At 60.4% G+C, this 20,432-nt stretch carries 19 protein-coding genes; 9 read left to right on the plus strand and 10 right to left on the minus strand.

Annotated elements, in window-relative coordinates:
- Window positions 1-5: 5 nt before the first annotated feature.
- Entirely contained in the window at window positions 6-434 is a 429-nt protein-coding gene (gene pedF, locus BM346_RS08275) for a cytochrome c-550 PedF (protein ID WP_092010725.1), read from the minus strand.
- A gap of 262 nt (window positions 435-696) precedes the next feature.
- Between pedF and BM346_RS08280 the strand changes: the two genes are divergently transcribed.
- From BM346_RS08280 to BM346_RS08295, 4 genes are read left to right on the plus strand one after another with little or no spacing between them, the layout of a single operon-like run.
- Window positions 697-1,869, plus strand: a complete 1,173-nt coding sequence (locus BM346_RS08280) for an ABC transporter substrate-binding protein (protein ID WP_092010728.1) — start codon at window positions 697-699, stop codon at window positions 1,867-1,869.
- Window positions 1,870-1,912: 43 nt separating this feature from the next.
- Window positions 1,913-2,881, plus strand: a complete 969-nt coding sequence (locus BM346_RS08285) for a YVTN family beta-propeller repeat protein (protein ID WP_092010731.1) — start codon at window positions 1,913-1,915, stop codon at window positions 2,879-2,881.
- Window positions 2,882-2,894: 13 nt separating this feature from the next.
- The gene (locus tag BM346_RS08290) at window positions 2,895-3,623 is read left to right on the plus strand and encodes an ABC transporter ATP-binding protein (RefSeq protein WP_092010734.1); all 729 of its coding nucleotides are present in this window, start codon (window positions 2,895-2,897) and stop codon (window positions 3,621-3,623) included.
- Entirely contained in the window at window positions 3,620-4,429 is an 810-nt protein-coding gene (locus BM346_RS08295; RefSeq protein WP_092010736.1) for an ABC transporter permease, read from the plus strand. Before BM346_RS08290 ends, BM346_RS08295 begins: the two co-directional genes overlap by 4 nt.
- Window positions 4,430-4,506: 77 nt before the next feature.
- Here the strand turns inward: BM346_RS08295 and BM346_RS08300 are convergent, their stop codons facing one another.
- The 3 genes from BM346_RS08300 to BM346_RS08310 are packed head-to-tail and all read right to left on the minus strand — an operon-like array spanning window position 4,507 to window position 6,915.
- Complete coding sequence (locus tag BM346_RS08300; RefSeq protein ID WP_092010739.1) at window positions 4,507-5,166, minus strand: ABC transporter ATP-binding protein; 660 nt, start codon at window positions 5,164-5,166, stop codon at window positions 4,507-4,509.
- Window positions 5,159-5,920, minus strand: a complete 762-nt coding sequence (locus BM346_RS08305) for an ABC transporter permease (protein ID WP_092010742.1) — start codon at window positions 5,918-5,920, stop codon at window positions 5,159-5,161. Before BM346_RS08305 ends, BM346_RS08300 begins: the two co-directional genes overlap by 8 nt.
- Complete coding sequence (locus BM346_RS08310; RefSeq protein ID WP_092010747.1) at window positions 5,917-6,915, minus strand: ABC transporter substrate-binding protein; 999 nt, start codon at window positions 6,913-6,915, stop codon at window positions 5,917-5,919. Before BM346_RS08310 ends, BM346_RS08305 begins: the two co-directional genes overlap by 4 nt.
- A 375-nt stretch (window positions 6,916-7,290) precedes the next feature.
- Between BM346_RS08310 and BM346_RS08315 the strand changes: the two genes are divergently transcribed.
- On the plus strand, window positions 7,291-7,965 hold the full coding sequence (locus BM346_RS08315; protein WP_092010752.1) for a response regulator: 675 nt from the start codon (window positions 7,291-7,293) through the stop codon (window positions 7,963-7,965).
- A 57-nt stretch (window positions 7,966-8,022) separates the two neighbouring features.
- On the opposite strand, the gene BM346_RS08320 is transcribed toward BM346_RS08315, so the two are convergent.
- The 5 genes from BM346_RS08320 to BM346_RS08340 all read right to left on the minus strand — a co-directional run bounded on the left by BM346_RS08320 (window position 8,023) and on the right by BM346_RS08340 (window position 15,733).
- A complete protein-coding gene (locus BM346_RS08320) occupies window positions 8,023-10,638 on the minus strand; it encodes a PAS domain-containing hybrid sensor histidine kinase/response regulator (protein WP_227662853.1) in 2,616 nt (871 codons plus the stop codon).
- Window positions 10,616-11,785 (minus strand): nitric oxide-sensing protein NosP, encoded by a 1,170-nt coding sequence (gene nosP, locus BM346_RS08325; protein ID WP_227662852.1) that lies wholly within the window; start codon window positions 11,783-11,785, stop codon window positions 10,616-10,618. Before nosP ends, BM346_RS08320 begins: the two co-directional genes overlap by 23 nt.
- Window positions 11,786-12,288: 503 nt before the next feature.
- The gene (locus tag BM346_RS08330; RefSeq protein WP_092010758.1) at window positions 12,289-12,768 is read right to left on the minus strand and encodes a CDP-archaeol synthase; all 480 of its coding nucleotides are present in this window, start codon (window positions 12,766-12,768) and stop codon (window positions 12,289-12,291) included.
- Between the two features lie 15 nt (window positions 12,769-12,783).
- Window positions 12,784-14,163 carry a class II fumarate hydratase gene (locus BM346_RS08335; protein WP_092010761.1) on the minus strand — a complete coding sequence of 460 codons (1,380 nt, stop codon included), beginning with the start codon at window positions 14,161-14,163 and terminating at the stop codon, window positions 12,784-12,786.
- A gap of 139 nt (window positions 14,164-14,302) precedes the next feature.
- Window positions 14,303-15,733, minus strand: a complete 1,431-nt coding sequence (locus BM346_RS08340) for a WSD1 family O-acyltransferase (protein WP_227662851.1) — start codon at window positions 15,731-15,733, stop codon at window positions 14,303-14,305.
- 254 nt (window positions 15,734-15,987) lie between these two features.
- On the opposite strand from BM346_RS08340, the gene BM346_RS08345 reads away from it, so the two are divergent.
- Window positions 15,988-16,917, plus strand: coding sequence for an alpha/beta hydrolase (locus tag BM346_RS08345; protein ID WP_092010764.1), 930 nt, complete (start codon window positions 15,988-15,990; stop codon window positions 16,915-16,917).
- A 5-nt stretch (window positions 16,918-16,922) separates the two neighbouring features.
- Here BM346_RS08345 and BM346_RS08350 read toward each other — a convergent pair whose 3' ends face one another.
- Window positions 16,923-17,198, minus strand: coding sequence for a polyhydroxyalkanoic acid system family protein (locus BM346_RS08350; RefSeq protein ID WP_092010768.1), 276 nt, complete (start codon window positions 17,196-17,198; stop codon window positions 16,923-16,925).
- 153 nt (window positions 17,199-17,351) lie between these two features.
- On the opposite strand from BM346_RS08350, the gene ubiE reads away from it, so the two are divergent.
- From ubiE to ubiB, 3 genes are read left to right on the plus strand one after another with little or no spacing between them, the layout of a single operon-like run.
- Window positions 17,352-18,128 carry a bifunctional demethylmenaquinone methyltransferase/2-methoxy-6-polyprenyl-1,4-benzoquinol methylase UbiE gene (gene ubiE / locus BM346_RS08355; protein WP_092010771.1) on the plus strand — a complete coding sequence of 259 codons (777 nt, stop codon included), beginning with the start codon at window positions 17,352-17,354 and terminating at the stop codon, window positions 18,126-18,128.
- Window positions 18,128-18,787, plus strand: a complete 660-nt coding sequence (locus BM346_RS08360; RefSeq protein ID WP_092010774.1) for a ubiquinone biosynthesis accessory factor UbiJ — start codon at window positions 18,128-18,130, stop codon at window positions 18,785-18,787. The genes ubiE and BM346_RS08360 overlap by 1 nt, the downstream gene beginning before the upstream one ends.
- Window positions 18,784-20,427: a ubiquinone biosynthesis regulatory protein kinase UbiB gene (ubiB, locus tag BM346_RS08365; protein WP_092010777.1), complete on the plus strand. Its 1,644-nt coding sequence runs from the start codon at window positions 18,784-18,786 to the stop codon at window positions 20,425-20,427. The genes BM346_RS08360 and ubiB overlap by 4 nt, the downstream gene beginning before the upstream one ends.
- The last annotated feature ends 5 nt before the right edge of the window (window positions 20,428-20,432 follow it).

Raw genomic sequence — 20,432 nt, forward strand, 5'->3', positions numbered from 1 at the left:
CCCCGTCATTCCGGCTTGGGCAGGGATTCGACGTAGGTCCGGATGGCCCACATGGCATTCTGGTCCATGCTGTTCTTGAAAGCGGGCATGCCGCGATCAGTACCGTTCATGACCCTGTTGATGAAATACTCATCATCCCATTCCGACAGCTCGCGAAGATCCGGTGTCAGACCGCCGGACATGGCGCGGATGCCGTGGCAGGCAGCACAGTTGCCGGAGTAGGCGCTTTCGCCCACTTGAACTGCCTGAGCGTTGTACTGGTCCAGCTCATTGCCCTCACGAAACGGATTCTCCATGCGCACCTCATCGCCGAGTTCAGGCAAGTTGCCCGTGTCCACTTCCTGCGGCGTGACATTTCCGTGGGCGAACGCCAGGCCAGCCAGGCCCAGCAGGGTGGCAGCGAAAGACGCTTTTAGTGAGAAGGACGTTGCCATTGGTGCTACCTCTGTTTTTTTGAATTCCCCATGGTTGGCTATTGGATTTGTCAGGCGCCAACTTGCTGACCTCCAGTCTAGGAATGTCGCGACCCATTCCGTATGCCACTTTGGGGTTTTTGGCTTAGTTCCTTGGTAGTACTTGCGCCGCCCGGCCTGAAAAATCTCATCCTTTCGTACTGCCTGATTGCGACTTTATGAATATTTCCGGGACTGGCCCCCTTGCTTAAGCTGAAGCCACAACAACAAGCCGGAGAACCCCATGCCTTTGCTATCCCGGACAGCGGCCGCTTCTTTGATCTTCCTGATGGCGATCAGCCCGCTACAGGCGGAGTCCCTTGGCGTGCGCATCGGCTACCTGCAGTGGGTTCCGGATCAGGGACCGGTTCTTTCTAACGTCATTCCCGAGCCGGAAGACGCCGGTCTGCGGGGCGCCGAACTGGCCATCAACGATAACAACACCACCGGCCGGTTCCTGGACCAGACCTATTCGATGCAGCGAGAAGTGGCCGATTCCCCAGATGCGGCGCTGGCCGCCTTCGACGCCATGCGCCAGAGCGGGATTGAACTGTTCGTGGTGAATGCTCCAGCCCAGACTCTCAGGACTATCGCCGGCGCAGCCGGTGAGAACACCCTGATTTTCAATGCCGGCGCCAGGGATAACGCCCTGCGCACGGGGCAATGCCACGTCAACCTGCTGCACACCTTGCCCAGCCACGCCATGCTCACTGATGCTTTGGGCCAGTGGCTGAATCAGCGACGCTGGAACGAAGTGTTCCTGATTACCGGCCCCACTGAGGCCGACAGGGGCTGGGCCGACGCCTTCCGTCGTTCCGCCAAGCGCTTCGGCCTGAAGATCGTCGAGGACAAGCCCTGGACTTTCGACGCCGACCTGCGCCGGACCGCCGCCAGGGAGCTGCCGCTGTTCACCCAGGCCAGGGACTATGACGCCGTGGTGGTGGCCGATGTGCGGGGGGATTTCGGCGAATACGTTCCCTTTAACACCTGGTTGCCGCGCCCGGTGGTCGGCACCCAGGGCATGACGCCGGTGACCTGGCATTGGGTGGTGGAAAGCTGGGGGGCGGCGCAACTGCAGAACCGCTTTCGGGAGCTGGCTGACCGGCATATGAACAGCGAGGACTACGCCGCCTGGGCCGCCGTTCGTTCCATTGGCACCGCGGTCACCGCACTCGGCACCGACGACCCGGAAGAAATCCGAAGCTTCCTGTTCAGCGACAGTTTCCAGTTAGCCGGTTTCAAGGGCCGCAAACTCACCTTCCGCGACTGGAATGGCCAGCTGAGACAGCCCATTCCTCTGGTGCACCCCAGGGGAATTGTGGCGCGGGCCCCCTTCGAGGGGTTCCTGCACCCGAATACCGATTTGGATACCCTCGGCTTCGACAGACCAGAAAGCGAATGCCGGATCAACGGCTGAGGCCGACAGTCTATTCACTTTCAAAACAAGAAGGATTCACACCATGAAATCCCTGCTCAAGCAGATATCCCTTGCCGCCATGGTCGGCCTGTCCACTCCGGCACTGGCCAGTCTGGCCTACGTGTCCAACGAGAAAGACGACACCCTCTCGGTGATCGATATGGAGACCCTGGAGGTGGTTGAAACCATCGATGTCGGCCAGCGCCCCCGGGGTATTCTGCTGTCCAAGGATTACACCAGGCTGTACATCTGCGCCAGCGATGATGACACCGTCCAGGTGCTGGACCTGGCCACCCGTAAGATCGTGGATACTCTGCCCTCCGGCGAAGATCCCGAGCAGTTCGCCCTGCACCCGAACAACAGGCACCTCTACATCGCCAATGAAGACGACGCCATCGTGACCGTGGTGGACGTGAATACCAAGGACGTGCTCGCCCAGATCGACGTGGGTATCGAACCGGAAGGCATGGCTGTGAGCCCGGACGGCAAGTGGGCGGTGAACACCTCCGAAACCACCAGTATGCTTCACTGGATCAACACCGAGACCTTCGAGATCGAGAAGAACATCGTGGTGGGCCAGCGCCCCCGCCACGTGGAGTTCAGCAGGGACAGCAAGATCGCCTGGGCCTCCGCGGAAATCGGCGGTACCGTGCACGTAATTGATGTGGACAGCCTTGAAGAGATCAGGAAGCTGGAGTTCAGGGTCAAGGGGGTCAACCAGGACCGGGTCCAGCCGGTGGGTATTGAGCTGACCTCCGACGGTCGCTATGCTTTCGTGGCTCTGGGCCCCTCCAACCATGTTGCGGTGGTGGATGCAAAAACCTATGAAGTTCTGGATTACCTGTTGGTGGGCAGCCGCGTCTGGCAGCTGGACCTGAGCCAGGACGAATCCCTTCTGCTCACCACCAACGGCGTCAGCGGGGACGTTTCCGTGATCGACGTGGCGGACCTGAAGGTCACCAAATCCATCAAGGTGGGTCGCTATCCCTGGGGCGTGGTGATCGCGCCCTGATTCGAGGTAACCGATGAGCTTTGAAGCCCGCCAGATCAGCTTCCAGTACGGCAGCAAGCCGGTACTCAAAGAGGTCAGTTTCACGCTGGCCTCTGGTCGTTTCCACGCCCTGCTGGGCCCTAATGGTGCTGGCAAATCCACCCTGTTCGGGCTGATGACCCGCCTGCTGGCACTGCAAACCGGTGAGCTGCTGCTCAACGGCCAGTCCCTGCGCAAGCAGCCCGCTGAGGCCATGCGTCAGATCGGCGTAGTCTTCCAGCAGAATGCCCTGGATCTGGACCTGACAGTGCGTCAGAACCTGTACTATCACGCCGCCCTACACGGCCTCTCCCGCAAAGAGGCCCGCAAGCGCGGCGACCTGGAGCTGGAGCGGTTCGCCCTGGTCGAGCGGGCCAACGATCCGGTGCGCCAGCTCAACGGCGGTCACAGGCGCCGGGTGGAGATTGCCCGGGCATTGCTGCACCAGCCCGGCCTGCTGCTGCTGGATGAGCCCACGGCGGGCCTGGATGTGGGCAGTCGTGCCGGTCTCAACGAGCACGTGCGGCGACTCTGCGAAGAGGACGACCTGACGGTGCTCTGGGCCACCCATCTGATCGAGGAAGTACAGCCGGATGACCGGGTGCTGATTCTCCACCAGGGCCGCCTGCTTGCGGACGGCGAGGGCCGAGCCATCTGTGCTGATCAGGGCCAGACCAACCTGGCCGACACCTTCCATGCCCTGACCGGAGCGGGACACTCATGACCCTGGCGCAATACTGGCATTGTTTCGTGGGCATACAGGTGCGGGAATGGCTGCGTTTCTGGCAGCAACGCACGCGGTTCTTCAGCGCCCTCGTGCGACCGCTGTTGTGGCTGGTGGTGTTCGCCGCCGGTTTCCGGGCGGTGCTGGGGGTTTCGATCATCCCCCCCTACGACACCTACATTACCTATGAGACCTACATTGCCCCCGGCCTTTGCGGGATGATTATTCTGTTCAACAGTATGCAGGGCGCGCTGTCCATGGTGTACGACCGTGAGTTGGGCAGTATGAGGGTACTGCTTATGAGCCCGCTGCCCCGCCCCTTTCTGCTGGTTACCAAGCTGCTGGCCATGGGCATGGTTTCCATGGCCCAGGTCTACCTCTTTCTGCTGATCGCCAGGCTACTCGATGTGGAACCGCCAGACTGGGGTTACCTGGCGGTGTTACCGGCACTTCTGCTGACATCGCTGATGCTGGGTGCGCTGGGTCTGCTGATCGCGACCTGGATCAAGCAGCTTGAGAACTTCGCCGGCGTGATGAACTTCGTGATTTTCCCCATGTTCTTCCTTTCTTCGGCACTCTATCCTCTCTGGCGGATGAAGGAGGCCAGTCCCTGGCTTTACTGGATCTGCCAGTTCAACCCTTTTACCCATGCGGTTGAGGCCATACGGTTCGCGCTCTATCTCCAGTGGAACCCACAGGCCTTCGGAATCACCGTCCTGGTCGCTGTTGTGCTGGCAGTGCTGGCCACAGCGGGTTTCCGGCCCCAGCGTACCCGCATTCTGTCCTCTGGCGGCAAAGCCGGTTAGTGATTATCTGAAAAATGCCGATCGGTCAGGGAGGTGGCCCGCAGCGCTCACTTATCGCTGCCACGGATGGCTTCCGCTCAGGCCGACTGGCGCAGTCGACCAACGATTCTCGCCGCAGTGGTGGCATCGGATATCCGGTCATCCAGCTGCAGTTTCGCCGGGCATCCATCCAGGTACCAGATCCGGTTCGCCAGCTCACCAACATCTTCTGCATCGTGGGTGACACAGATCATCACCATTCCGGTGTGTCGATTGAGCAGGCTTGCAATCAACGCCCGTAATTCCACAGCCCGATGGTGGTCCAACGAAGCGAAGGGTTCATCCAGTAACAGCAGGTCGGGCCTTACCGCGAGGCAGCGGGCCAGCGCCGCCCGCCGCGCCATGCCAAGAGAAAGCTGATCCGGGAAGTGGTCGCCATTGCCTTCCAGACCCACCTCTGTCAGCAGAGTGTCAACTTCTCCGGGACTCGCACCCACCAGGGCAAGGTTCTGGCGCACAGTACGCCACGGCAGCAGCCGGTGTTCCTGAAACAGATAGCCCACTCGAACATCCTCGCGACCGAGAATGGCCTGGGCCGAGATTGCCGGGTCCAGGCCTGCGATCGCGTTGAGCAGGCTGGTTTTACCAATACCCGACGGCCCGAGGAGACAGATGTGATCACCCGGGGCCACGGAAACGAAAATGTCCCCCAGCACCGGATGGCCCTGACTCTCTCCCTCGATTCTGAGATCAAGCATGGCCGAAACCAATCTTGCGCCAGCGCGAGGCGCGACTCTCGAGAGGCTGCAGCAATACCAGCTCGATCAGCTGCACCACCAGAATGAACGCCAGGCTGTAAGCCAGGATGCCGGCCACATCGAAGACCTGGAAAGCCATGTGAAGCTGGAAGCCGATACCATCGGAGCGGCCCAGAAGTTCCACCACCAGGACGATTTTCCAGATCAGCGCCAGGCCACCCCGGGTAGCTGCCATCAGGTAGGGAAACAGTTGCGGTGTCCAGATGTGAGCGATTCGCTGCACAGGCGTAAACCGGTACACCTGAGCCATCTGTTCAAGCTTCGGATCAATGCTACGGGCGCCTTCCCGCACCGTCACTGCCACGTTGGGAACCTTGTTGATCACTACGGCGAATATCGCGGCAGCCTCCACCAGACCGAACCAGACATAAAGCAGGATAATGGTGACCAGGGCCGGAAGATTGAGAAACAGCACCAACAGCGGGTCCAGCAGGGCATTGGCGGTGCGGGAACGGCCCATAAACACACCCAGAGCCGTTCCCAGGGCCATGGCAAGAATGAAGGCAATCAGTACCCGGCGCAGAGTGACACCCAGATGATGCCAGAGCTCACCGGTCTCCGCGGCCTGGATCAGGGTGCCCATCACATTCAGCGGCGAGGGCAGCAGAGAGTTATCCAGGATTACCGCAAGCACCGCCCACAGCAGCACGCCAACCGGTAACGCAATCCAGTAGGTCCAGCGTGGAGGGCTCATTGCCCGGACCGGTGGAATAGCGACGCCGGCATTACCTGTCTCTGGTCTGTACCGGTGAGAATCAGCAGGCGATGGAGATCGTCGATACGATTTTCGGTCAGGGGATCTGGGGTGCCCTTGATAAAACCGGACCGAAGTTCGTCGAAGACGGCGTCGTCCTCTGCCCGCATCAGGGGTCGAATGGCCTGCCAGTGTTCCGCATTGGTGGCGAGTTCCGACTTGGCAGAGGTTAGGGCCCGGCTGAACCGGGCCAGGAGAGCGGGGTTCGCCTCAGCCCACTCATTCCTGAAGACATAACCCAAAACCGGGAGGTCCCGGTCAAATCCCAGTGTCACCAGCAGCTCTTCCATCCGGAATGCGGTTCGCGCCCTGCCATCGGCCCGGAGACGGGCCGCGAAATGCCAGTACGTGATCAGCACATCCACCTGGCCCCGGATCAGTGCCTGGCTAAGCAGGGGCGGTGCTGCATACTGAACCCTGGCCTGTCGTTCGATATTGATACCCTCACGCTGGGCTACTTCCTGCAAGAGGATCCACCCCTTGCTGAGGGGGCTGCCCGCAACACCAATACGCTGGCCCACCAGGTCGCTGATTTCGTCAATGTCGGAATCGGGTGACACCAGGACATCACCGATCTGGGACGAGAAAGGCAGATAAAGGAAGGGGTCACCGTTTTCGTAGCGTGACTGGACCCAGAGGAGGTCAGCCACAGCGCCGTCCACCTCGCCGCTTGAAACCGCCAGCCTGGAGGCCGGCAGATTGGCCACCAGCCGCACATCCAGCTCAAATCCCTCGGCCGTGTCCAGGCCGGCTCGCTTGAGGTGATACAGTTCCCAATGGGCGGTCCCGTATTGCAGCACGCTCACCGACAGGCGTGGCAACTCTGGGGCTGCCGTAGCCGAAGGGGCCGGTGTCCCCAGAGCAGCGACCAGCATGCCCAGGCATAGCAGCGTGTAATAAAGTCGAGGCGAAGTCAGGATCGTTGGCAGCATCATGGCTTCACCATACGAACCACAGGGAGGCGTAAGAATAGTACTTTAGTGCTTCTTTTTTTGTGCGATGGTCGCATTCAACTGCCACAGCCCATCACGTGTAATGGCTACATGACAACCTTGACCATAGTCCCGCGCCCGCAAGTGCTGATGGCTATAGCCGGCTGTTCTGGTATAAAGATGGTATCGGCACCTGGGAGAACGCGGCGCTGCCGATCAGCGCGGCGGAACGGTTACTTTCCGTATTCGATTCCTGACCGGCACCTGTCGACGGCTGACCACATTGACTTGTCAGCCATCGCAGAAAAACAAAAAAGTGACCAAGCTGGCCCATAACCGCCAAAGGACAAGACCAGCCACAAACAGGTAAACCCATTCATGGAACCGGTATACAAGATTCTGATTGCGGACGACCATCCGTTATTCCGCGAGGCCATTACCAGTGTCATCGAGTCCGGCTTCACCGGCAGTGAGGTGCTGGAGACCGCCGACCTTGAGAGCGCGATGGCCCTGACCCGCGAGCATGATGATCTCGACCTGATCCTGCTGGACCTGAACATGCCCGGCATGAATGGCCTGAACGGTCTGATCACCCTTCGCAATGAAGCCCCGACCATTCCGGTTGTCATCGTTTCTGCGGAGGAGGACAAGCAGATCGTGCTGCAGGCCATCACCTACGGTGCAGTCGGCTTCATTACCAAGTCCTCGCCCCGGAGCCAGATGACCGACGCGATTCAGCAGATTCTCAACGGTAATGTTTATCTGCCCTCGGACATCATTCGCACCGGCAAGGAGAGCCATCGCCGCAGTCGCCACGAAGACAACCCGATTTCACCGGAACTTCTCAATGCCCTGACCCGCCGTCAGCTGTTGGTGCTGGAACGCATGTCCAAGGGCGAGTCCAACAAGCAGATTGCCTACAACCTCAATATTGCGGAAACCACTGTGAAAGCCCACGTTTCCGCTATCCTGAGAAAGCTGGGAGTACATAACCGGGTGCAGGCCATACTCTCCGCCAGTGATGTCGACTTCAGTCAGTACCTGAAACGCTGACAGACCAGCTTTTGGCAAAAAAGTCCGGGCCATCCGGACTTTTTTCTGTACGGTACTCTAACGTCGCTGCAGCAGGTGATTCAGGGCGCTGCGGAGCTTCAGGGGTTTTACCGGCTTGTTCATCAGCAGGTAACCGTGGTTGCGGATGTGCTGTTTGAGGTCATTGCTGTAATTGGCGGTGATCATCAGTACCGGTGCTGCCACGGCTCGTCGTCGGTTGACCTCGGACACAACATCTACGCCGTTATCCCCGTTGTCCAGATGATAGTCGGCCAGGATGACATCGCAGCGCCCCCCGGCAACGTCCACCTTGGCCTCCAGATCTTCCAGGGAAACCGCTGTGACGGCACGACAACCCCAGCCCTCCAGCAGGGTTTCCATCCCGCTGCAGATAGCCCGGTCATTATCCACTACCCATACCCGAGCCCCGTTCAGGCTATTGTCAAAGCCAGGGTTGTCCATCTCCTTCGGCACATTGTCGGGCTCCAGCTTACCCAGGGGCACTTCTACCCGGAATACTGAACCACGGCCCTCAACGGAATCCACGGTCACACGATGTCCCAGCATGCGGGCGATCTTGTCCACAATGGCAAGACCAAGGCCCAGCCCCTTGTCTGCGGGAGAGCCCGCCGGACGGATGCGTTTGAACTCCTGGAAAATCTCTGTGAGCTTGTCCTGGGGTATGCCCGGGCCGGTATCCCAGACCTCCAGTAACAGGTGGTCACCACGATGTCGGCAACCGAGCAGGATGCGCCCGTTGCCGGTGTAGCGGATTGCATTGGTGAGAAAATTGCGAAGGATCCGCGCCAGCAGCTGGGAATCTGACCTGACGACCGCTGAAGAAGGCACGAAAGAAAACCTGAGACCGTCGGCCAGCGCCATCTGCCGGAATTCGCGGGCGATGTTGTTGAGCAGATCCCGCAGATCGAAAGCGGTCACATCGGGCTTGATCACCCCCGCATCGAGCTTGGAGATGTCTACCAGGGTGCCCAACAGGTTCTCGACATCATCCAGGGAAGTGCTCACCGAACGCACCAGGCCTTCCGCCCGGGGGCCGAATGAGTGCTCCAGCAGGGCGCTGGTAAAGAGACGTGCCGCATTGAGGGGCTGCAACAGGTCGTGACTGACCGCCGCCAGAAATTTGGTCTTTGAGAGGTTGGCCCGTTCGGCCTCGAGTTTGGCGTCCCGCAGTCGCGACTCCACGGCTGCACGTTCGTTGATCTCCTGACGCAGCTGGCTGTTGAGACCGCTCAGGGCCGAGGTGCGCTCCTTGACCCGTTGTTCAAGATTGTCGTAGGCCTGCTGAAGGGCCACGGCCGTACGGCGGCGATCGGTGATATCCCTGATCATCACGAAAAAACCCACCACCTCGCCGTGGGAATCCAGATTGGGCACATAGGAGCGCAGCATGTAGCACTGCTCGCCCCGACTGTTGGACTCTTCGAATTCGAACGTCACGCTCTGGCCCGCCAGCGCCTCACGCATGCGCGGGAGCAATCGCTGGTAGAGTTCAGGCGAATGGATCTGGCTCAGGGACCGACCCAGCAGGGGCTCACCTCCGGGACTGTACCAGGCCTCGTAGACCTTATTACAGAACTGAATGGTCTGGTCCGCTCCTACATAGGCAATGAGAGCCGGCACGTGGTCGGTCACCACACGGATCCAGCGTTCGCTTTCCTTGAGCGTTTCGGCGTAACGGTAGCGCTCAGTAATATCCGTGTAGGTATTAACAAAGCCCCCATCCGGCATGGGATGGGTCTTGATTTCAATCACCGTGCCATCGGGGCGGCGATGGACTTCCTCAATCGCCCCCCTCTGGGTAGCGGCGGGGGTTGAGGGGCTCAGCAAAGGCACGTCGGATGAAGCCATCCACTGAGTGAACGTCTGGTCGGCACTGATACTCCCGGCGTCCAGGCCAATCAGGCTCAGAAAACGCTCATTCCAGATCTCTGGGACGCCCTCCCGGTTCACCAGTACAACACCCTGGGACAGGTTATCAACGGTAGACTGGAGCAATCGGGTTTTCTGCGCCAACGCCTCTTCGCGGCGCGCCGTCTCCGTATTCTTGACATCAGTAATATCGGAATAGAGCACCACCAGACCACCTTCAAGGGTCGGCCTTTCCGTCATCTGAACCCAGCGATCGTTGGACAACAGGTAGACCGATCCCTCGGCGGCGGGGTCGGTGTGTTCCTCTACAATCAGGCCGGAACTGAATGCAGCGGCCTTTATGTCAGCGATGGCAGTACCTTCCACAATGTCGAGGCCGGCACTGCGCCAATAACTCCGGAAACGGCTGTTGGCCTGAATCAGGCAATGGCGATGATCAAAGAGCACGAAACCGTCTGCGATGCTCTCGATGGCATCACCGAGACGTTGACGTGCGGTTTCCGCTTCATCCCGGGCGCGATTGAGAGCCTTATTGCTGGCTTTGAGTTCATCCATGGCAGCATTAAGTGCTTCGGTGCGCTCCCGGACCTGCTCCGCCAGGATCACCGAATGCTCGAAAGCAGCATACGGCTCCGGTTTGTGGGGCGCGCTGGATTCCACCCTGGTAATCAGAGCATCCCTGATCCGTTTGAGGCGATTGTTTTCCGCTTCGAGCTCAGCGATTCGCTGATCGCGTCCGTCAAGCTCTTGCATCACCGCGTCAGCGCCCTGGGTCGGCGGCATCAGGCTGGCCAATGACCACCCCCGTGAAGGTCTGGTTGATATGGACGCCCTCAAACTGCTCGCCATAAGTATTGAAACCGATCACCTTATGGGCTTTGAGGAATTCGGACGTTTCTTCTGCCACGCCGGTCAACTCGGCCTCGAGTCGCCGCAGGAAACAGTCACAGCCGATGGTAACCAATGGCTGTCCCACGGCGGCCTCAGCTTCTTCCAGCTGCTCCCGAAGGTTCGCCAACAGGGACCCGGGGTGCATGGCAGTCATGACAATGCCCGTCTCCACGGCACAATAGAAAGTCAGGCTCTTATCGGGATTTACCTGCTGCACCGATCGAAGGAAGTAATGATCGCCGATTCGGACCGCCATGGGCCGCAAGGCAAACACCTCCCGATCGAGTCTTTCCAGCGATACCCCCACAGCCCTGGCATAGGCCTCTGCAGCCGGCTCGGCATTGAGCTCATAAACGGTTCGGGTATCGCTGTCAGCGGCTGTCACTACGAGTTTCTCCCCCGGTTCTATCATGTGGTGCGTTGAGAAGACCCGAAAATCCAGAGACGTGTTGACCAGCAATACCGTGGCCGCCCGGCTGTGAAACTGACCTTTGTGAAATACATGGGTATTTGCGAGCTGCTCGTCGTCGCCGGCGGAACCACCAAAATGAGGGATGGTGCCCAGGGCCGAGTTCAGCGTCGCCAGCAACAGCTCTTCCCTGCTTGAAAGACCGTCGAGCAAGGTGATGGCGAAGGTGTTTCCCTTAACCGGGGCCAGCCGCGGGTTACGGCAGATACTCAGGAGATCATCAATCAGGTCCTGGGCGCCCTGAAGAGAAAAGCTCTCCAGCTCGCTGATCAGACCACAGCCGATGGAAAAATAACGCCGGTCAAAGCCGATGGCGGTGATACATCCACGGCCATAACCATGCGGGGTGATCTCGCCGGCGGAGGTACAACCGAAAACCTCGGTACCGGAAAATACATAGTCCAGCGCAATGCCCAGCCGATCGAGGTCGTATTCGGCGGAGCAGAAAAACAGCACGGCCCCGAGATGATCATGGGTCAGCTGGCTGGCCAGGTTTGTGGCTGCCAGCATGGGATCACGAGCGTTGGAGCTTGCCACGCGCACGGCTGGATAGGTTATCTCAGGACTCATAGGCACCAGTTCCGGCAAGACGGATTCTGACTCCAATTCTACGGGGTCTGCGCTCTGGGCCAATGCGACTTGAGTGCTTTTAATCGGCGCGCCAAATCGTTCGTAAGTCATTGTTTCTTATAACCTGAGAAAATGATCCCATGATAGCGCTACAGTAGCGGCATCGGTAAAGCAGCACTTTAGTGCCATTCCGGCAGCAACACTAAAGGCGGCATCCGCAGTCCCGGACCGCAAAAGCGGCCCTTGCCCTATTTTCATCTGCGCATTTCATCGGTTGGAGTTGCTGTGGCTTCCTGCCCGTCTGGACGGTGGTAGCAGGTTCTCAGTCCCATTGTGGGTGAAATCCATGGACGGGGGAATCCGTCCAGCGAGCAGGTTGTATGCTTATTTAGGAGGCGCGAAAGACAGTACTTTGGGATTAAGACTTTTCGGACTGGTGGGAACTGATAATGCTCTATTCCTGGGCGATGGAGGGGCATCCGACATGAGCAGATGTCGCCACTTCAATGAGGCTGCTTGCGGATACCCAGGCGGAAGAGAAGGGGTGAAAGAAGCACATTGGTAGCGACAAAAAGAACCACCACGGCCACGGCCTGCCACACCTGAATCGGCAGCCAGGCCCAGGCAAACACTACGGGCAATGTCGACTCCGGCAGTTGGTCAAGCCCGGCGGCCCTGGCGCTTGCAGCCAGTCCCATACGCCTTTTGGCGAAACTGCTGAGAAGATCCCCCAGCAGCGCCAGCGCCCCGAAGGCAACCCCGAAACCCACCGACAGCCCAGCGATCGGCGCCACCAGGGCGCAGGCCAGGATTCCCGCCACCAGGCCCCGCCAGGTCTTGCTCTTACCCAGCAGGGGACGACCATCGCGCCACAGCCGGCCGTTGTCTATCGGCGCGGACCAGCGCTGCCGGAGCAGGCGGGCGGCAATCACCGGGGCGCCGTTGGCCAGCGTCAGCAGCACGAACAGCCAGACTGTGGTCATTCCATCACGACTCCATCAGGACTTCAGGCCCCCCTTGGTCAGATCCAGGGGATCGAGCAGCTTTTCCAGCTGCTTGCGGCTAAGACCACTCTTTTCTTCTGCCACTTCCATGATGGAACGGCCGCTGGCATAGGCCTCCTTGGCAATTTCAGCAGCCTTGGCGTAACCGATTTCCGGGTTCAGGGCGGTCACCAGTACCGGATTTTTACCGACAGCCTCATTCAGGGTGTCTTCGTTGACAGTGAAGCCGGCGATCGCCTTCTGGCCCAGCATATCGGCTGACCTGGCGAGCAATCCGGTCATGTCCAGCAGGTTGGCTCCCACCAGAGGCAACATGACATTCAGCTGGAAATTGCCGGACTGGCCGGCAATGGCCACGGCGCTATCCAGACCCATAACCTGGGCGGACACCATGGCGACCGACTCCGGAATAACCGGGTTAACCTTACCGGGCATGATGGAGCTGCCCGGCTGGAGCGCTGGCAGACTGATTTCCGCAAGACCATGGATGGGACCACTGTTCATCCACCGCAGGTCGTTGGCAATCTTCATCAGGACAATCGCCAGGCCCCGCAACTGGGCGGAGTAGTTTACGGCGGCATCAACGGCGCTCTGGCCGACAAATTTGTGTTCCATTTCCCGGAAGCGGAAGCCCGTCAGCTCGTGCAGGGTCTTGCTCACCTCGCCGCCAAACTTGCTGTCCGCATTGACCCCCGTGCCAACCGCGGTGCCGCCCTGGGGAACCGCCAGCAGCTCCTCGCCGGCCTGTTCCAGCCTCCGTCCGGCGCCCTCAAGTTGCTCCCGCCAGGTTCGTAACTCCTGACCAAGAGTGACGGGCATGGCATCCATAAGATGGGTGCGGCCGGTCTTTACCTGGTTGGTGAGATGATTCTCCCGCTCGTAGATCGCACCTTCCAGCTGGGTCAGTGCCGGTAGCAGGTCCTTCTGAAGCGCGATGACAGCGCTGACATGAATCGCCGTCGGGATCACATCGTTGGAGCTCTGGCTCATATTGACGTGGTCATTGGGGTCGACCTCAAGCTCATCGGTACTGGCCAGATGGGCAATGACCTCGTTCACGTTCATGTTGGTGCTGGTGCCGGAACCGGTCTGGTAGCGGTCCACCGGAAACTGGTCGTCCATCCCATCCTCGAGGATGCGGTCACAGGCATCGGCAATGGCTGTGTAGCGTTCGCTGTCCAGGAGGTTCAGGCGGTTATTGGTTTCCGCCGCGGCTTTCTTGATCAGCACCACCGCTTTGATGAATCCCGGTGGCATTGGCTGCCCGCTGACCGGAAAGTTGTCCACGGCGCGCTGGGTCTGGGCGCCCCATAGTGCGTTGGCAGGCACCTTGACCTCGCCCAGGCTGTCTTTCTCGATGCGTGAGTCGCTCATTCCTGACCTCCTGTGATTTCTCGCGTAAAACGTTCTCGTAAGATCCCTACGGATAGTTTTAGTTGTTGGGTTATCCGGAGGCAATGACAACCCTTGACCTGGCTTGAAAGGGACACCGCGCAGATACCCGGAAAGCGGGTCAGTCCCCGGCCAGCAGGTCGAGTTCTTTCAGGCAGCAGTTCAGGAATGCGTCCGGATCATCCAGGACGGCCTCATCCGCCACCACTCCGAACTGCACGTTCCCGGCGTAGCTCACGATACTGACGCCCAGGCCGATATCCCCGGCCTGGGGAACCCAGAACATCTGCTCGGTCACCTTATGCCCCGCCAGATACCGTGGCTCCCGGGTACCGGGCACATTCGACACCACGGCACTGGCCTTGCGAAAGAACAGATCGGAGATGGGCTTGCGGAGGGCTGTCGGCAGCAGTGAGGAAAGTCCCACCAGCCCCCACGCAATGGCGGGCTGCCAGCTGCGCTTGAGACGACGGGTTTCATGCTTGATGCGCCACAGCCGCTCCAGGGAGAAGCCACCATCCACCGGCAAAGGCACGAACACTGTGCCGAAGAAATTGCCCGGCCCGTGATCCGCACGCTGCAACGACGCCGGCAGGCTGCGGCGGATGTCCACCGGCACCGCCGCGTGAGCCACAGCCTGATTCAGTTGCCGGGCGGGCAGCGCGAGACTCTCTCTCATGGCCGCGGTGACGCAGGCCAGCAGAACATCATTGATACTGCAGCCGCGGCGCCTGGCCACCGACAGGAACCGGCGCAGGGCCACCGCCTCGGACCAGCGGCAATGGCGGCGCCCCAGCAGAGACCGCTTCAGGCTGGACGCGCTGTCTTCCGGTTCAGTGACCATGCCGGTGATTTCGTTGATCGCCCGCAGGCCATTCATCGTGGCCTTTTCGAGGAGCGCGGGATGCCGGCTTTCGGGAATGGTATCGTCCCACTGGGGACCAGACGTTTTCTCCGTCTGCGTGGGTTCGACTTCCGTGGTACGAAACCCGGTTCTGATGGCATCGCGGCAGGCCTGGATGACGTCTGTCACCCGGGATGCGTTCCGGGACTCGGAGCACCCGTAGTGTTCGGGGATGTCGCCGGGATTACGGGTACAGATGCGGTCGAAGACATCCAGCAGCGACATGCCGTCGCCGTAACAGTGATGAATCCGCAACAGCAGCGCGGCCCCGCCCTCGGCACGGGGCACCAGCCAGAACCCCCAGCGGGGCCGCCCCCCGGGGAGGGGCTGGTTGAGGCGGGCGGATACCCACTTCTGCAGTCGCTCCACCGACATCGCCTCGTTGACCGCCACCAGGTGGTGGGCGAGATCGAAATACCGGTCCGGTTGCCAGCACCAGCCACAGGATTTTTCCACCGGCATCATCCGGAACCGGTCCCACGCCAGCCAGTACCGCTGCAGGAAGGCCCTGAGTTCGGGCAGAGTGAGCCCGTCCACTCGCATCAGCACAGTGATGGTCAGCGGATTCTGTGGACTTTCAAGCGTCAGCCAGGCCGAATCCATCGGCAGCAGTCGCAGCGTATCCCTGTCATTGTCGGCGTCATTCAAGGCGTATGATTCCGGCTATCCTGATGGGGTGTGATAAACGTCTGAAATTTGCAGACTCCGCATTGTGACAGAGGGGGGAAACCTGCTCCACTCCGATGACCGGTCTCGGACCCGCCATGGACTGGCATTAACAATGCTTAAGGCATCCAGTATGTCGAGGGACAGTTCATTCACCCCCCGAGTGTTCTTTATCAGCCTTCCGGCCGTATACTCGAGGTAAGGGCAGCACCTGAGGCCCGCAGGAGGTGGCGACAATGAAGCCAAGCCATGAGCGCAAACTGATCAAGCCAGTGGAAATCGCCTATTCGGAGATGTTCTCGGGACGGGTATTCCACGTCGGCAGAGGTGCCGTTTCAGTGCGCAACCACAGCGGAGAGGCACTCCATACGGTCATCGGGGTACACGGCTACCTGGAAAACCACTGCTATTTCACCCACACCTACGACGACCCCACTACCGAACTGATCCTGCTCACCTGCAGCAATTACCACATTCCGGTAAACGGGGTAACGCCGGAAACCCCCGAGTGGGAAATGGAAATCGACGAAGTTCCGGGGACCATCGCCTACGATGCGGAAATCCTCAACCAGGCACTCGCCAACCTGCCGACATCGAACCATATCAGGCTCCACGGCCACTCCCGGGGCGGCGCGGTGATTCTCGAGGCTGCCCGCCGGCGGCCGGATCTTTACCGGGATGTAGAGCTGCTGCTGGAAGCGCCGGCCCTGCCCCAGGGGCGCCTGCATGCGCTGGTCACCATCATGCTGGAGCCTGTCGGCCATGGCATGTGGCCGTGGCTGATCCGACTGATCAACAACGCCCCGGCCTCGGTTTACGGACAGACCTTTTTCGGTCGCATGAACCCCCGCAAGAAACGGCTGTTAGGCAAGCTTTTCTCATCCACCCAGGACCAGCTCACTGTCGTCCGCAATCTGGAGGACGTGATTGAGTGGATGGAGACAACCTCCACCGATATCTATGAGTGCGTCAACCGGGGCATTTTCCTGATCCCCGGGACCGACCGCATTCTTGACAAAACCGCCATGCTGGCGAGCGCCAGCGCCTCCGGGACCATGGAGATCCGGGAAACCCCCTCCCCCAGTCACTTCATTGCCCTGGACGACAGGGAACTGATTCCCGAACTCGACGGGGACGGCAACAGCCGCAATGCGGGCGGCCAGTAGCGCCCTCAGCCGATAATCTTGTCAAGCTGACTGTGGATTTCGTCCTCGATACGCCCCTTGAAAGGACGCAGCATCATGCCAAGCTCCAGCCTGACGTGGAGATCACTGGGCGTGATGTCGAGGTGGCCTTTCACCCCGGAGCGGCGGAACCGGAGGATGTCGCCGTCCCACTCGTAGTCCACATCGAATTTTCTGGACAGGTCCTGAGCCAGGGTTTCCGCCGCCTCCCGGGCATGGTCATGGTCCAGGGAATGGGTGCGATGAATATCAATGGTCGACATCGGAACGTGGCCTCTGAAAGGTGATTTGAGCACAGTTTATTGATGCAGCCGGCCCCCGGCTAGCCCATCTTCCGGCATTGCCCACCAAAAACCTTTAGACTTGCCCGGAGGTTCCCTAGAATAAGCCTCTCGGATTTTTTACAGGACGCCCTCATGAGCGAACAGCAGTCAGCCCCGGAAAAGCCCCAGGACGAGACCACCGACTTCGGTTTCCGCAATGTACCCAAGAGCCAGAAAGCGGGCCAGGTGGCTGAGGTTTTCCACTCCGTGGCGAGCAGATACGACCTGATGAACGACCTGATGTCCATGGGCATTCACCGCCTGTGGAAACGCTTCACCATCGAACTCAGCGGGGTCCGGCCGGGCCATCAGGTGCTGGACATAGCCGGTGGTACCGGCGACCTGACCATGAAGTTCTCCGATCTGGTGGGGCCGTCTGGCAAGGTAGTGCTGGCTGATATCAACGCGTCCATGCTCCAGGTGGGCCGCGACCGGCTCATTGACCGGGGCTATGCCGGCAACATCGAGTATGTCCAGGCGGACGCGGAGCGGCTGCCGTTCCCGGACAACAGCTTCAATGCCGTCAGCATCGCCTTCGGCCTGCGTAATGTCACCGACAAGGACCAGGCCCTGAGGGACATGACCCGGGTGCTCAGGCCAGGGGGCAAACTGATGGTGCTGGAGTTTTCCAAGCCCACCAATCCGCTGCTGAGCAAGGCCTACGATGCCTACTCATTCAATGCCCTGCCCCTCATGGGTCGGCTGTTCGCCGGTGATTCCGAAAGCTACCGCTACCTGGCCGAATCCATCCGCATGCATCCCGATCAGGAAACCCTCAAGGGCATGATGGAAAATGCGGGGCTTGCCAACTGCCGCTACTTCAACATGACCGGGGGTATCGTGGCGCTGCATGTGGGAACCAAACCCTGATGTCACGGATTCCGACCCTGCATGCGGCCATCACCGGCACCCTGGAGCTGGCGCTGAACCGTGCCCTCGAACTGGACCCCCCGGGGCGCCGCGACCTGCTGAAAGCCCTGACCGGGCCGGTCTGCTTCGAGATCAGCGAGCCTCTGCCCCTGACTCTCTGCATCCAGGGTACCCGTCGGGGGGTCACGGTATCCGGCACCCGGCCGGAGGACCCTGCGCTGACCATTCGTGGCAGGCCCCTGGCCCTGGCGGCGCTGGCTATCGGCGATGACCAGGCCATCCGGGATGGCCGGCTCGTGGTAGAGGGTGATACCGCCCTGGCCCATCAGTTCCAGCGTGCCCTTGCCCGTCTGGACCCGGACTGGGAAGCGGCCCTGGCCCGCTACACCGGCGATATCGCCGCGCATTTCATAGGCCGACAGGTGCGGGGCAGCGTTCGCTGGAGCCGCCAGGCCATCGCCTCCCTGAGCGCCAGTATTGAGGAGTACATCCACGAGGAGACCCGCACCCTGCCCGGACAGCGGGAACTGGAAGCCACTTTCGAGGACATCGACCAGACCAGCCTGCGCGCCGAACGCCTGGCCGCCCGCATCGAGCAACTGGAAGCGAAAACCCGCTCCGGCTCCGCCGACGATCAGACCAGGACAGAACTACCGTGACACGAGTGCAACGCCTGTTCCGCATTGGCTGGGTCTTCTGCAAGTACCGCCTGGATACGTTCCTGCCACTCTCGGAACTGCCGGCTCCGCTGAAACTGTTCTTTCTGTTTGCACCCTGGCACCTGTTCCCCAAAGGCAGGATCGATCGAGGCGATCGTCTGCGCCTGGCGCTGGAAGAACTGGGACCGGTTTTCGTCAAATTCGGACAGATTCTTTCCACCCGCCGCGATTTGCTGCCCGACGACATGGCCATGGCACTGCGCCGGTTACAGGATGATGTCCCGCCTTTTCCAAGCAAGGTCGCCCAGGCGATTATCGAGGAGTCCCTCGGTCAGCCGGTGAGCCAGCTGTTTGCCGAGTTCAGTCCCGACCCGATGGCCTCGGCGTCGGTGGCACAGGTCCATGCCGCCACCATGCTTGACGGGCGCCGCGTGGTGGTGAAGGTTATCCGGCCGGGTATCGAGCGGGTCATCCGCCAGGACCTGGCATTGATGTACCTGATGGCCGGCCTGCTGGAGCGCTACTGGTCCGAGGGTCGACGCCTGCACCCGGTGGAGGTGGTGGCGGATTACGAAAACACCATCTACGACGAACTGGACCTGCAGCGCGAAGGCGCCAATGCCAGCCAGTTGCGCCGCAACTTCGAGAATTCCTCGCTGATCTATATTCCCGCCATTGACTGGGACTACACCGCCCAGCGTGTCCTGGTCATGGAACGGATCCATGGTATTCCCATTGCCGATACGGATGCCTTGCGCAGGGCCAATGTGGACATGAAAGTGCTGGCGGAAAAAGGGGTCGAGATCTTTTTCACCCAGGTGTTCCGGGACAGCTTCTTCCACGCCGACATGCACCCGGGGAATATCTTTGTGGATGCCTCCAATCCGTCCGACCCCCTCTATATCGCGGTGGATTTCGGCATTGTAGGCACCCTTGCCCAGGACGATCTCAGCTACCTGGCCCGCAACCTGCTGGCCTTCTTCCGTCGCGACTACCGTCAGGTGGCGGAGCTGCACATCCAGTCGGGGTGGGTGCCGGCGGACACCCGGGTCAACGAGTTCGAGGCAGCCATAAGGACCGTCTGCGAACCCATCTTTGAACGGCCGCTGAAGGACATTTCCTTCGGCCATTTCCTGCTGCGGCTGTTCCAGACCGCCCGGCGCTTCAACATGGAGGTACAGCCCCAGCTGGTACTGCTCCAGAAGACCCTGCTGAACGTCGAGGGCCTGGGCCGCCAGCTGTACCCCGAGCTCGACCTGTGGAGTACCGCCCAGCCCTACCTGGAAAACTGGATGCGCAAGCGCATCGGGCCATCCGGCCTGTACCAGGTGCTGCAATCACGGCTGCCCTCATGGCTGGAACAGTCGCCGGAAATGCCCCAACTGGTGCACGACGCCCTGGTGCAGTTGCGCAACGCCGGTCTGCAGGCGCAGGAGCAACAGACGACAGCCGCCGAGAACAGGGCCGCGGCCCGGCGGTCGGATCGTCGCTGGCGCCGGCTGACCATCGCCGTGGCACTGGTGGCCGTGGCCTGGCTGGGCGCGGAAGACGAGCTGCTGCCGCTGGCACAGGAAATGCCCTACTATGGCTGGGCCATGCTGGCGGTTGCCGGGTGGCTCGTGGGCCGGGGCAGCCGATAAACCCG

The sequence above is a fragment of the Marinobacter daqiaonensis genome (genome assembly GCF_900115285.1).
GTDB classification, from domain to species: Bacteria; Pseudomonadota; Gammaproteobacteria; order Pseudomonadales; family Oleiphilaceae; genus Marinobacter; species Marinobacter daqiaonensis.